Source organism: Corynebacterium sp. (assembly GCF_043426755.1).
In the GTDB taxonomy this organism is placed as follows: Bacteria; Actinomycetota; Actinomycetes; order Mycobacteriales; family Mycobacteriaceae; genus Corynebacterium.
Window position 1 is genome coordinate 13,436 of sequence record NZ_JBHWRP010000075.1, and the last position, 12,325, is coordinate 25,760.

The 12,325-nt window shown below is 58.7% G+C and carries 13 protein-coding genes; 9 read left to right on the forward strand and 4 right to left on the reverse strand.

From position 1 onward, the window contains the following. Positions 1–2: 2 nt before the first annotated feature. Positions 3–1,589 carry a chromosomal replication initiator protein DnaA gene (gene dnaA / locus ACHFGA_RS07350; RefSeq protein ID WP_394281786.1) on the reverse strand — a complete coding sequence of 529 codons (1,587 nt, stop codon included), beginning with the start codon at positions 1,587–1,589 and terminating at the stop codon, positions 3–5. A gap of 979 nt (positions 1,590–2,568) precedes the next feature. Between dnaA and rpmH the strand changes: the two genes are divergently transcribed. The 9 genes from rpmH (at position 2,569) to ACHFGA_RS07395 (ending at position 9,660) form a co-directional block, all read left to right on the forward strand. Beyond that, on the forward strand, positions 2,569–2,706 hold the full coding sequence (rpmH, locus tag ACHFGA_RS07355; protein ID WP_018582678.1) for a 50S ribosomal protein L34: 138 nt from the start codon (positions 2,569–2,571) through the stop codon (positions 2,704–2,706). 10 nt (positions 2,707–2,716) lie between these two features. After that, positions 2,717–3,103 carry a ribonuclease P protein component gene (gene rnpA / locus ACHFGA_RS07360; RefSeq protein ID WP_394281757.1) on the forward strand — a complete coding sequence of 129 codons (387 nt, stop codon included), beginning with the start codon at positions 2,717–2,719 and terminating at the stop codon, positions 3,101–3,103. A 15-nt stretch (positions 3,104–3,118) separates the two neighbouring features. Next, on the forward strand, positions 3,119–3,391 hold the full coding sequence (gene yidD, locus ACHFGA_RS07365) for a membrane protein insertion efficiency factor YidD (protein WP_394281787.1): 273 nt from the start codon (positions 3,119–3,121) through the stop codon (positions 3,389–3,391). Positions 3,392–3,426: 35 nt separating this feature from the next. Further along, positions 3,427–4,404 (forward strand): membrane protein insertase YidC, encoded by a 978-nt coding sequence (gene yidC, locus ACHFGA_RS07370; RefSeq protein ID WP_394281758.1) that lies wholly within the window; start codon positions 3,427–3,429, stop codon positions 4,402–4,404. A 145-nt stretch (positions 4,405–4,549) separates the two neighbouring features. After that, positions 4,550–5,182, forward strand: coding sequence for a 16S rRNA (guanine(527)-N(7))-methyltransferase RsmG (gene rsmG / locus ACHFGA_RS07375; protein ID WP_394281759.1), 633 nt, complete (start codon positions 4,550–4,552; stop codon positions 5,180–5,182). Between the two features lie 108 nt (positions 5,183–5,290). Then, entirely contained in the window at positions 5,291–6,274 is a 984-nt protein-coding gene (locus tag ACHFGA_RS07380) for a ParA family protein (protein WP_394281788.1), read from the forward strand. After that, entirely contained in the window at positions 6,275–7,384 is a 1,110-nt protein-coding gene (locus ACHFGA_RS07385) for a ParB/RepB/Spo0J family partition protein (RefSeq protein WP_394281760.1), read from the forward strand. A gap of 12 nt (positions 7,385–7,396) precedes the next feature. Then, the gene (locus ACHFGA_RS07390; RefSeq protein ID WP_394281761.1) at positions 7,397–8,053 is read left to right on the forward strand and encodes a hypothetical protein; all 657 of its coding nucleotides are present in this window, start codon (positions 7,397–7,399) and stop codon (positions 8,051–8,053) included. Positions 8,054–8,133: 80 nt separating this feature from the next. After that, on the forward strand, positions 8,134–9,660 hold the full coding sequence (locus ACHFGA_RS07395; protein WP_394281762.1) for an RNA-binding domain-containing protein: 1,527 nt from the start codon (positions 8,134–8,136) through the stop codon (positions 9,658–9,660). Positions 9,661–9,671: 11 nt separating this feature from the next. Here ACHFGA_RS07395 and ACHFGA_RS07400 read toward each other — a convergent pair whose 3' ends face one another. The 3 genes from ACHFGA_RS07400 to trxB form a co-directional block, all read right to left on the reverse strand. Next, positions 9,672–10,853: an N-acetylmuramoyl-L-alanine amidase gene (locus ACHFGA_RS07400; RefSeq protein WP_394281763.1), complete on the reverse strand. Its 1,182-nt coding sequence runs from the start codon at positions 10,851–10,853 to the stop codon at positions 9,672–9,674. Positions 10,854–10,965: 112 nt separating this feature from the next. Continuing rightward, on the reverse strand, positions 10,966–11,289 hold the full coding sequence (gene trxA, locus ACHFGA_RS07405) for a thioredoxin (RefSeq protein WP_394281764.1): 324 nt from the start codon (positions 11,287–11,289) through the stop codon (positions 10,966–10,968). Positions 11,290–11,317: 28 nt separating this feature from the next. After that, positions 11,318–12,280, reverse strand: a complete 963-nt coding sequence (trxB, locus tag ACHFGA_RS07410) for a thioredoxin-disulfide reductase (RefSeq protein ID WP_394281765.1) — start codon at positions 12,278–12,280, stop codon at positions 11,318–11,320. Positions 12,281–12,325: the final 45 nt, after the last annotated feature.

The window sequence follows — 12,325 nt, forward strand, 5'->3', positions numbered from 1 at the left end:
TCTTAGCGCCGGTTGTTCTTCAGAATTTGGGTCAGTTCCTGGATCTCGTCGTACGTGTCGCGCTTTTCCGTCATTTCCTTGCGGATCTTCCGGTCGGCGTACATCACCGTCGTGTGATCCTTGCCGCCGAACTCATCGCCGATCTTCGGCAACGACAAGTCCGTCAGCTCACGGCAGAGATACATCGCAATCTGACGCGCGTGGGCGACAGCACGAGTCTTCCCAGCACCGGTCAACGTATCCACGCTGACGTCGAAGTACTCGGCCGCGGCCTCCTTAATGGCCGTCGCGGTAATTTCTACCTGGCCTGCCTCCGGCAGAATATCGCGCAGCGCAATCTGCGCAATATCCATCGTGATCGGCTCGTTGATCAGGGAAGAGTAGGCGCTCACGCGGATCAAAGCGCCCTCGAGTTCGCGTATCGACGATTCAAACTGCGAAGCGATCAGCTCGAGGACGGCGTGATCAACCTGGGTGCCATCGGCCGAGGCCTTCTTCATCAAGATGGCAATGCGGGTCTCAAGATCCGGCGGCTGAATATCAGTAATCAGACCGCCTTCAAAGCGTGTACGCAGGCGATCCTCCAGCGTGGTCAGCTCCTTCGGCGGCCGGTCCGAGGACAAAATGATCTGCTTGTCCGACTGGTGCAAAGAATTGAACGTGTGGAAGAACTCTTCCTGCGTACCCTCTTTACCCTCGAGGAACTGAATGTCATCGACCATCAAGATATCCAGGTTGCGGTAGCGCCGCTTGAAGGATTCCTGGCGGTCATCGCGCACTGAGTTGATGTAGTCGTTGGTGAACTCTTCCGAGGACACATACTTGATCCTCAAACCTGGCTGCAATACTTGGGCGTAATTGCCGGCAGCATGAAGCAAGTGGGTCTTGCCCAAGCCAGAACCACCCCAGATGAACAGCGGGTTGTAGGCGCGGGCCGGGTTTTCCGCCACGGCTACGGCAGCAGAGTTGGCGAAACGGTTGGAAGAACCAATCACGAAATTCTCGAAGGTGTACTTCGGGTTCAGGCTGGCATCCCGGTCTGGGTTGTGCGCCGGGGTTTCGCGTGGCAGACGTTGTGGCTGCTCAACGACCGGATGCGGAGTGTATCCAGGGTGCGTTGGTTCGTTGACCGGCTGTGCCTCAGGGCTGGTTGCGGGCGCGTATGGCTGTTGAATCGGTGCCTGCGGCTGCACATGCTGGCGAGCAACCTCATCCCAGCCCAGCTGAAATGTCTGACCGACCTCTGGCATCTGCGGAGAGGGCGGAGCACCATATGTTGATGTCCACGGCTGTGAACTCTGCGCCCCTTGGGCACCCTGTGGGTCTTGAACACCCTGGCCAGGTTGAGCGGAGAGTTGCTCACCAGTCTCACGTGGGGCCGGCGGCTCGAAGCTCTGCGGGGCTGGCTCCTCCTGGGATTCAGGCTCCTGCTGTGCGACGTCATGCTGCGCTACAGAAACTGCGAGTACGCAGGGGCGATTGAGGTGCCGGGACAACACAGCGGTGATATGCGGCCCCAGGTTTTCCTCGATCACGGCCTTGGCCGCGGTGTGTGGTGCATTGAGGATGGCATAGCCCTCCACAATCATGACAGGGTCGACAAGCTGGAGGTATGCACGCTCCTGGTGCGTAAACGTGGGGACGTCAGAGTTAGGCCGCTCAGAAAGAGTCAGCAATTCATCGACGACGGAACGCCAAAGCTCGTCGATCGGCTGATGTTGTCCTGCCACGTAATCCCTCGTTGTTTCCTTCTTGTAATTTTGGCTGTGGATACAGCCCTAAAAACGGTGCGCCGTTCGACCCTCGGTTGTGGGAAAGAAAACTTGTTGTTCACTTCCCATTCACAACCACTGAGAGGTACCGGCGCGGTCCCTACCATGAGTTTTCACAACTTTATCCACACCTGTGGATAACTTGTCCGTAAAAGTTGTCCACAGTCTAGTTCAGGTTCTGTGGATAACTTCATCGAGGGTTTATATGCCCTCTGACCTTGCCGTTTGTAAATCTTTCAGGCAAAGTCTCAACATGATGTTGAGAGTTATCCACAGTTTCAGTTATTCACAGCGTGTGAGTTGTGCGTGATTCTTCAATTATTACGCGCACCGAACCGGCATTGTCTAGACGGCAAATCAGACTTCCAAGATTTAACTATTTCTGGAAAGTGAACGGGTGTGTAATTTAATCTCACTCCCCCTGCGTGCTCGGGCGATTCGCGCCCTCACCAGCAGAAAAACACAACATTGTAATTTCGGGGGTACCCGTTTTGCTTATTGAAAAAACCAACCGTGTCGATTTGGCCGAACTTCGATTCTTCGCGTAACCTAAGGAGGTCTGTCACATCGGACTTCTTTCCGAGTTCCGGTGTGCGTGAGAGCATTACTCGCACAGTCAACCGGGCCACCGAAAGGTGCGTCAGTGTAAGTAGCGCGGGCGGTCCCCAATCGCAACAGCGATTATGGAGCGCACTCACTTCACATTTTTCCATCCCGGACGGCCTAATACCCGGGAGGTACTGCACGCGCGCCGTGGAGTACCGCAGGCCGTCGCAGCTCTTACAAGGAGACAACCGTGTCTAAGCGGACGTTCCAGCCGAACAACCGCCGTCGCTCTCGTAAGCACGGCTTCCGTACCCGTATGCGCACCCGTGCAGGTCGCGCAATCGTATCCGCGCGCCGCAAGAAGGGCCGCGCAAAGCTGACCGCTTAAGAGCGCGTCAGTGCTGCCCAAAGCGCATAAACTCGCTCAATCGGCCGATTTTCGTCGGACCATGAAGACGGGAACCCGCGCCGGCAGTCGCACCCTCGTGGTGCACCAATCAGCCCGCACCGAGGACATCATCACAGGTGGCCCACGGTTCGGGCTGATCGTGTCTAAAGCCGTCGGTAATGCAGTGGTTCGCCACCGCACATCCCGCCGGCTCCGGCACATCTGCCTAGGCGTCGTCGATACGCTCGATGCGCGTATCGACGTGGTCATCCGGGCTTTACCCGCCGCCGGGACCGCAACGAGCGCCGAGCTGGAACGCGATTTCCGCGCTGCGCTGCGCAAAGCCACAGGCAAAGCTGCGTCTCAGGCTGCGGCGGAGCAGGAAGGCAAGGCGTAAGCGATGTCCAAGTCCATGTCTCACCGCAATATCTACGGTGAGGAGATCCCTGAACCTAGAGGTCTCGGATCGCGTGGCCTAGTGAAGCTGGTCAGGGTCTATCAAAAATACATCTCTTCGATGAAAATGTATTCCACCTGCCGCTTCGAGCCAACATGCAGCGCTTACGCGCTGGAAGCTATTTCGCGGCGCGGCGCCATAACCGGTACTGTTCTAGCCATAACGCGGCTGGTGAAATGCGGGCCGTGGCACCCGGGCGGAATTGATCCCGTCCCACGAAGCGAGTAGTCCCCACACAAACCAACTAGGAGTTACGACACACAGTGCTCAACTTCATTTATTGGCCGATCTCGGCCGTGCTGTGGTTCTGGCACAAGGTTTTCGGCTTCATTTTCGACGAAGCCTCAGGTCTTTCCTGGATCTTGGCCATCATGTTCCTGACGTTTACCATCCGCGTGCTGCTGGTTAAGCCAACGGTTAACCAGCTGCGCTCCGGTAGGAAGATGCAGGAACTGCAACCTCAGATGCAGGCCATCCGCGAAAAGTACAAAAACGACCAGGAAAAGATGGCGTTAGAGACGCAGAAGCTTTACAAAGACGCCAAGATGAACCCGCTGGCCAGCTGTATCGCCCCCGTGGTGCAGATGCCAGTGTTCTTCGGTCTGTTTCACGTCTTGCGTTCCTTCAACCGCACCGGTACCGGCACCGGCCAGCTGGGCATGAGTGTTGAGGAAAACCGCAACACCGCGAACTACATCTTCAACCCAGAAGAGGTTCGCTCCTTCCTGGATGCCACGGTCTTCGGCGTGCCGCTGTCTGCATATATCTCTATGCCAGAAGACATGATGAACGCTTTCACCACGGACTTCACCAAGACTCAGGTGGTCCTGGTGGCAGCACCGCTGATCGTGATCATCGCTCTGTTCACGCACTTCAACGCGCGCCTGAGCCTGAATCGTCAGAAGCAGCGCCGCGCATCCGGTAAGACGTCCGCCCCGACGGGCGACAATGCCGAGATGATGGAAATGCAGATGAACATGATGAACAAGATGATGCTCTGGTTCCTGCCAGCCACCATCTTCTTCACCGGCTTCCTGTGGCACATCGGTCTGCTGTTCTACATGTTCGCGAATAACATTTGGACCTTCTTCCAGAACCTCATCGTCTTCCGCAAGATGGACGAGGAAGAGGCTGCAGAGGAAGAGGCAAAGAAGGCAGCCAAGCGCAGCACCGCACCCGTTGTTGGCGCCCGCAAGGTAGACAAGCGCACCAAGCGCGAGCGCAAGGAAGGCAAGAAGTAGCCCAGCGCCCCGCACGCTTTGACCGCTTATCGACGAAGACCTGATCGTCGATAAGCGGTTTTTATTTGCCTACTTTTCCCTTGGGGCCGCGTTGGCTATTCTGATCAGTAATCTTTTTCTTTTTCACTCCAAGGAGCATACAGCCGTGTCAGTCGAATTTGAACCCACTCCCGACGTTGCCAAGCAGATCTTCGGGGATCGCCTTGCACTGGTAGAGCAGTATCACGATTCGCTGGCAACCACCGCCGCTGAACGTGGGTTCATCGGACCTAAGGAAGTATCCCGGCTGTGGAGCCGCCATATCCTCAACTGCGCCATTATTTCTGAGGCTTTCGACGAGGGTCTGCGCGTGGCCGACATCGGATCGGGTGCGGGCCTGCCCGGCATTCCGCTAGCTATTGCGCGGCCGGATCTGTCGATCACGCTGATCGAGCCGCTGTTGAAGCGCTCCACCTACTTGGGCGAGGTCAAGGAGCAGCTTGGCCTAGACAATGTCACCGTCATTCGTGGGCGTGCAGAGGACCAGAAGCTGGAGCCTTTCGACGTCGTGACGTCTCGTGCCGTGGCTCCCTTGGGCAAGCTGGCGGGCTGGTCGCTGCCACTGGCTAAAAAGGGTGGCGCGATGGTGGCGATGAAGGGTGCTTCCGTTGCCGAGGAGCTGGAGCGCGACGCAGCGCAGATTAAGAAGGCCGGTGGTGGCGAGGCCACGATCTTCACTGTCGGCGATGATGTGCTGGAAGAACCGTCCACGTTGATCCGTATTGAGCGGGCGCGCTAACACGTGTCGCGCTTAGCCATTAAGGTTGGAGACAATTGACCCTTTGGGACGCCAAGGGGAACGGCATCCGTGGAAAGAGGGCAAGCAGCATCCATGACTGATAAAAACCTGGATGATCAGCAGCGGGAAGAGACCCCTATTGCTGCGGCGGCCCGGCGGGCCGCGGAAGTAACGACCGGAACATTGCGTTTGGATCGTCCGGAACAGCCGCGCACCATTACTGTGGCGAACCAGAAAGGTGGCGTCGGGAAAACCACAACATCGGTGAACCTGGCGGCCGCGTTGGCACATCACGGTCTGAAGGTCCTAGTGATTGACTTGGATCCGCAGGGTAATGCGTCGACGGCACTTGGTGTGGAACACCGCACGGGCACAACCTCCAGTTATGAGATGTTGATTGGGGAGGCCACCGCAGAAGAAGCGATGCAAACCTCGCCCTCGAACCCGAACTTGATGTGCATCCCCGCCACCATTGACCTGGCTGGTGCAGAAATTGAGCTGGTCAGCATGGTGCGCCGTGAGTATCGCCTGGCGGACGCGGTGAAGCAGGGATTCATCGAAGACAACGGTATTGACTACGTGTTCGTCGATTGCCCTCCGTCGCTGGGTTTGCTCACGATTAACGCGATGACCTTCGTCGATGAGGTTCTGATTCCTATTCAGTGTGAGTACTACGCACTTGAGGGCGTGGGTCAACTCTTGGGCAATATCTCGATGATTCGTGAGTACCTCAATGAGAACTTGCACATCTCGTCGATCTTGCTGACGATGTATGATGCCCGCACTAAGCTGGCTGAACAAGTGGCGCACGAGGTCCGCGAGCAGTTCGGCGACGTGGTGTTGCGCAACGTGATTCCGCGTTCGATCAAAGTGTCGGAGGCGCCGGGTTATGGCCAGACTGTGATTGATTATGATCCGGGGTCTCGGGGGGCACTGGCATACCTGGATGCCGCGAAGGAATTAGCGCAGCGTGGTGACTATCAGCCGCACCCATCGACCGGACCGATTGGTGTCAGCCCGGAGATCGCGAAGCAGCTTGAAGCACACGCCGGCGAAGGCGATGAGAATCTTAACGATGAGGTGGAGGAGTAAATGGCGAAAGAACCAACGCGCAAAGGCGGTCTCGGCCGTGGTTTGGCGGCCCTGATCCCATCGGGCAATGAATACAGCGCGAAAACTAACGGCCTGGGCGCCGGTGCCGCGGATGTTGTGCTCGGCGGCGCGAAGGGCGCGCGTGACGACGATGACTCTTCGGCGTCTGAAAAGAAGAAGGTGAAGGGCGCGCCGTCCATTCCGGGCGCGCCAACCATCCCCGGTGCTCCGACCGTGAGTTCTCCGCAACCCACCCGCACACCAGATGCCCTCCGCGGTGCCTCCGGTGAGCAGTCGCGTGACGACGAGTTCGGCGCTACCTACGAGGAAATCCCATTGGGCACGATCGTGCCGAACCCGAAGCAGCCCCGCCAAGTCTTCGACGAGGACGAGCTGGCGGAGCTGGTGCACTCCATTCGCGAGTTCGGGTTGCTCCAGCCGATCGTCGTACGCCCCCAAGGCGATTCCTACGAACTGATCATGGGCGAGCGGCGCTGGCGTGCCGCATCGAAGGCTGGCCTGAAGCGCATTCCGGCGATTGTGCGTTCGACCTCGGACAGCGACATGCTGCGCGACGCGCTGCTGGAAAATATTCACCGCGTGCAGCTCAACCCCTTGGAAGAGGCGGCGGCGTACCAGCAGCTCCTAGAGGAGTTCGACGTGACCCAGGAGGAGCTGGCCCAGCGCCTTGGTCGCTCCCGCCCGGTGATCACGAACATGATTCGCCTGCTGAAGCTACCCGTCAGCGTGCAGCGTCGCGTGGCGGCCGGCGTGCTGTCTGCGGGACATGCTCGCGCGCTGCTGGGCGTCAAGGTCGGCGAGGAAGCCACAGAGCAGCTTGCTGACCGCGTGGTGGCCGAAGGCCTGAGCGTCCGCGCGACCGAAGAGGCCGTGACCTTGCTGAACAAGAGCGGCGAGATGCCCGAGAAGAAGAAGCGGGAACCCGTCGAGCAGCCGGAATTTCTCTCCCAGGCCGCTGAGCGCCTTGCCGATGAGTGGGATACGCGCGTCAGCGTCTCGATGGGCAAGCGCAAGGGCAAGATCGTCGTGGAGTTCAGTGACAAGGATGACTTCGAGCGCATCATGGGATTGATCCAGAAGGACGACTAAAAGGCGGCGATCATGGTGGAGCGCCAAGCAGGGGTTCTCCCCTTAACCTATGACGCGATGAGTCGCGTCCACCCCGCTTGCGCGCGCGTCACGTTCTGGGAGCTTGATCCGCTTTCCGACGATGCCCCCAATATTTCCCCGGAGATCGACAAAGAGGCGTGGCTGACTGCCCAAATTTTTGCGCATGGGTCCTGCGGCTTCAATATTGTCGACCGCAGCTTGAGCACATCCAGTGCCTATGCCACCGTGCTGTTCTGTCCGCGTGACGAAGCGCCAGGCAGCCTGAGAATGCCCACCGCGCCTGCCTCCTCAGACGCGTGGTTGATTAATAGCCTGCACATTGATCCCGAATTTGCCGGCCGCGGGTGGGAGGCTGTGCTGCTTGATTCCTGCATCATGACGATTACCGACCGCGCCGTCCCCGCCGTCGAGGCCTTTGGGCGTCACGACGAGCCCACGGGCCCAGCCGATGACCTAGCGGCCTCTTTGCTGGAGCGTGCCGAGGAGATCGGCTTGATGAATCGCAGCACACTAGAGGGCGCAGGGTTTTCCATCGTGCAAGACCATCCGGTGCTTCCGCGTTTCCGTCTCGAACTGCCGCCGCAACGTGGACTTCTTTCCGCGCACGAGATCGAGCAACTGTTGCAGTCCGTTTCCGTACCGCAATGATTAGATCAATATTCCATCAATCAATTACGCCGATGTAATCCCGATTGAAACTGCAAGGAATCACGGATACTCTAAACTGCATGAGCAATGCCGAGATCCGTGAACTAATCGCCGGTGGTCAAACCCTTACCACCGCTTTTGCTCGCCGCTCCTCTCCCGCCTACATCAATGAACGCGGAGTGATTGAACAGCTCACCTGCCTTGCCAACGGCGAAGGTGGAACCTTATTGATTGGAGTGAATCAAGATGGAACGGTAACAGGATGTTATCCCTTCCATTCAGACGAGACCAGTCCCGCACTCTTGGCATCGACGATTAGCCGATACACCTCTCCCCCGCTGCCGACGTCCATCACGGTAGAAGATATTGATGGCCGCGACGTCGTCGCCATTTCGGTGGCTGCCTCGCGCACCCCGGTCGCAACGACATGGGGTGTCTACCGCACCCGCCGTCTCAACGCGCAGGGTAAACCGGAGTGCTTCGGCATGGACCCGAGCTATTTATTTACCCGCTATCGCGACGCCAACGGCATCGACTGGGCTCGCCTGCCCACACCCGGTGCGACGATGGAGGACCTCGATCCAGAGGTCATCGAACGCGCCCGCGCGATGGCCGCCAGTGACGACGGGGACGCACTGCTTCCCACGCTTTCCGACGATGACTTCATCCGCACCCTCGGAATGCGCGACGATTCGATTGAGCCGATCACCATCGGCGCGATTCTCCTCTTCGGGACCCACGACGCTATTGCCCGTCACCTACCCCACCACCGCATGGTGGTCGTCGACCTCGTCGGCACGCGAAGAACCACTCGGACCACTGCCCCGCTGGTGACAATTTTCGCTGACCTGCAGAAACAAGAGGAAAAACTAGGACCGGCTGTGAAACAGCTGATAACCAACGCGCTGCTGCACCGCGACTACTCGCTCCCCGGTTCCATCTATGTGCGTGCCGATGACACGCGCACCACCGTGACATCGCCCGGCGGTCTGCCCCGGGGTCTGGATCCGCGCTCCGTTAGTTCCGGGACTGCCACCTTTGCACCGCGCAGCTCGCTGCTTTCTTCAGCCTGCGCGCGATTGGGAGTGGCCGCTGGTGCGGGACTGGGGTTGGCGGATGCTACGAGGTATCAGATCGTTTCGGGTCTGTCGGTTCTGTCGTGGTCGGGAACGCACGAGCAGGCAGTAACGGTGACTGCTGCCCACGAGGTACTCAATGCAGAGCTTCCCGGTTTGCTCGCTGCGCTGCCGGAGAAGCTTTCGGAGGATGAGCTGGTGGTCGCTGACTGGTGGGTGCTTCACCCAGACGCCGGCGAAGACGACATCGCGGCTGCCACGGGTTTTGACCGCGCGTGGCTCAGCGCCACCCAGAAGAAGCTGCGCGCCCTCGGGTTCCACCCCGGCGGAAATGTGGACGTGGACGAGTTGTCGCCGGAAGCTCACGCAGTCCGGGTGATTGCTACCCGCGGCCCGCTGGCCAGCGGAGATATTGCGGAAGAGCTTGGTCTGAGCCAGCAGCAGGCATATCGGCTGCTGCGCAAACTTGTTGATGCGGGGCGCCTCCAGAAGAAGGGGAAAACGCGCACCACCAGGTACGCGTTGCCCTAAGGTTTTCGTCGTTAAGCGCGCTCTTCTGCCAGAAGGTCGGAAAAATCGTAGGTGCCGGTTGGCTGTTTGTCGTCGTCAAGCAGGTAGAGGCGTTTCACGGCGACGACGATAGCCTCCGCGATCGCATCGCGTTGGTCACGGTTGGTGAGAATCTTGACATCATCAGGGTTGGTCACATAGCCCAGGACAACTTCGACCGAAGGCATGCGGGTCAGACGCAATACCTCCCACGTGCGGCCGTGATTGTGGAGATTTTGCAGGTCAGTGCGCGCGGCGATCTCTCGTTGGATATAGCCCGACAAGGTCTCACCCGTCATCGAGGAAGCGCCTTTTTCCGAACCGAAGTAGAACGAGGCGACACCGTTGGCCTTCTCGTTGGCATAGTTATCAAGGTGCAGGGAAATCATCACGTCCGCCTTGAAAGCATTAGCGATGTCGGCACGTGCCTTCGGCGATGGGTTGTCTCCACGCGGGCGGGAAATGATGGTCTCTATTCCGGCTGCGATCATGCGGCCCTCCACGCGGGAGGCGAGGTCCCACACAATATCCTCTTCGGTGATCTGGCCATAAGGCCCGTTAACAGTCAGGCCCTTATCGGAGCCACCGAGGGCGGGGTCCAACACCACGCGCTTGCCGGACAGCATGGGTCCTGCCTTGCGCACGGTTTCACGCTCACGAATCGCCTGCGTGGATCCGCCGGTGATCCGGCGACCCAGCAACTGCAGGGCCCGCAATGTGTCTGGGCCGAAGACGCCATCGTCCTGGAGCCCATAGTTCAGCTGGTAGTTCTGCACCGCTTCATGGGTGGCCTTCCCGAAGTGGCCATCCACCTTGTGCGAATAAAAGCCCAGCTCTTGGAGTTGGCGCTGCAACTGGCCTACGTCATCGCCCACCAGAATCTGGTTGGGTTGGTAGGACAGCACCCGGTTGCCCAGGGTGTAGGAGGCTTCGCGTAGCTCACGCAGCGTCACCTCATCAATCGAACCGGAAGGGACGATTCCGCGGGATTGCTGGAATGCTTTCAGTGCTTCGGAGAGCTCTTCGTCGAAAAGCTTCTCATCCTGAGAAAAGCTCCGCTGATTCCATTCCCTGAGATCACCCGAAAACCCTGGCAGCTGGCCGAGGCTCGCCAGCGTGGAGCGCACCTCAGCGACGCGTGCGCTGGAATCTCCCACATGGAGGACGCGAGTCACGGTACCCCTTTCCCGCACATTCGCTGTTCCGTGGCAGCGAGGTGCGCTTGGTAGAAATCTGATCCCTTAAGGAAAGGATCAGCAAGCTGACGATTGCGTATCAGGATACCATTTATAAATGGGATTCAATCTTTTGCATGATTTCTGATTTTGGCTTCAGCCCGACGAACTCATCGACCTTCTCGCCGCCCTTGAAAATCAGCACGGTAGGGATACTCATCACCTGGAACATGGCCCCGAGCGTGCGCTCCGAATCCACATCCACCTTCGCCACGGTGACCTTGTCACCCATCTCGCCGGCAATCTCATCGAGGATCGGCGACAGCTTCTTGCACGGCCCACACCACTCGGCCCAGAAATCCACCACTACGGGTTTGTCCGAGTCCACGACGACGGACTTGAAGGTGTCTTGCGTTACATCGACGGTATTGCTCATGATTGATCCTTTTCAGCTGAAGGGTTAGTTAGAGGGTTTCCAGGTAGTGCTCGGCATCGATCGCGGCACGACATCCAGAACCAGCGGCCGTAATCGCCTGTTGGTAGTGGTCATCCACCAAGTCACCTGCTGCGAAGACACCAGGCAGGCTCGTCTTCGTGGAAGGTTCCTCCACCTTCACGTAGTCCTCGTCGTTAAGCGCGACCTGCCCGCCCAGGAAGCCGGAGCGCGGGTCATGCCCGATCGCAACGAAAAGTGCGGTGGCATCTAGGTCGCTAGTCTCGCCGGTCTTCACGTTCTTCAGGCGCAGGCCGGCCACCTTGCCGTCGCCTTCGATGACCTCTTCGACCACCGTATCGGTAATGAACTCAATCTTGTCGTTCTCGCGTGCGCGGTCCAGCATGATCTGGGAGGCGCGGAACTCGTCACGGCGGTGGATCAGCGACACCTTCGAGCCGAAACGCGTGAGGAAGGTCGCTTCCTCCATAGCGGAATCGCCACCACCGACCACTGCGATGTGCTGGTCCTTAAAGAAGAAGCCGTCGCAGGTAGCGCAGGTGGACACGCCGCGGCCGGTCAGGGCTTCCTCGCCTGGGATCCCGAGGTGGCGGGGCTGAGCGCCGGTAGCCAGGATGACGGTACGAGCCTGGAATTCCTCATCGTCGACGAAGACCTTCTTGATCTCCCCTTCGAGCTCCACGCGGTCAACCATCTCGCTGCGCAGGTCTGCACCAAACTTTTCTGCTTGGGCGCGCATCTCCATCATCAGGTCGGGGCCCATGATGCCCTCTTGGAATCCCGGGAAGTTCTCCACGGTGGTGGTGTTCATCAGCTCACCACCGAATTCATAGCCCTCGAAGACGACTGGGCTGAGGTTAGCGCGGGCGCTGTACAGCGCAGCGGTATATCCGGCGGGGCCGGAACCAACAACGATCACATCGTGAATCTGTGGCGATGCTGATGATGCTGGTTCAGTCACGGGCTCAGACATGGACGGGAACTCCTTGATTAGTTTTCAGAACTAGCTGCTCTGGCT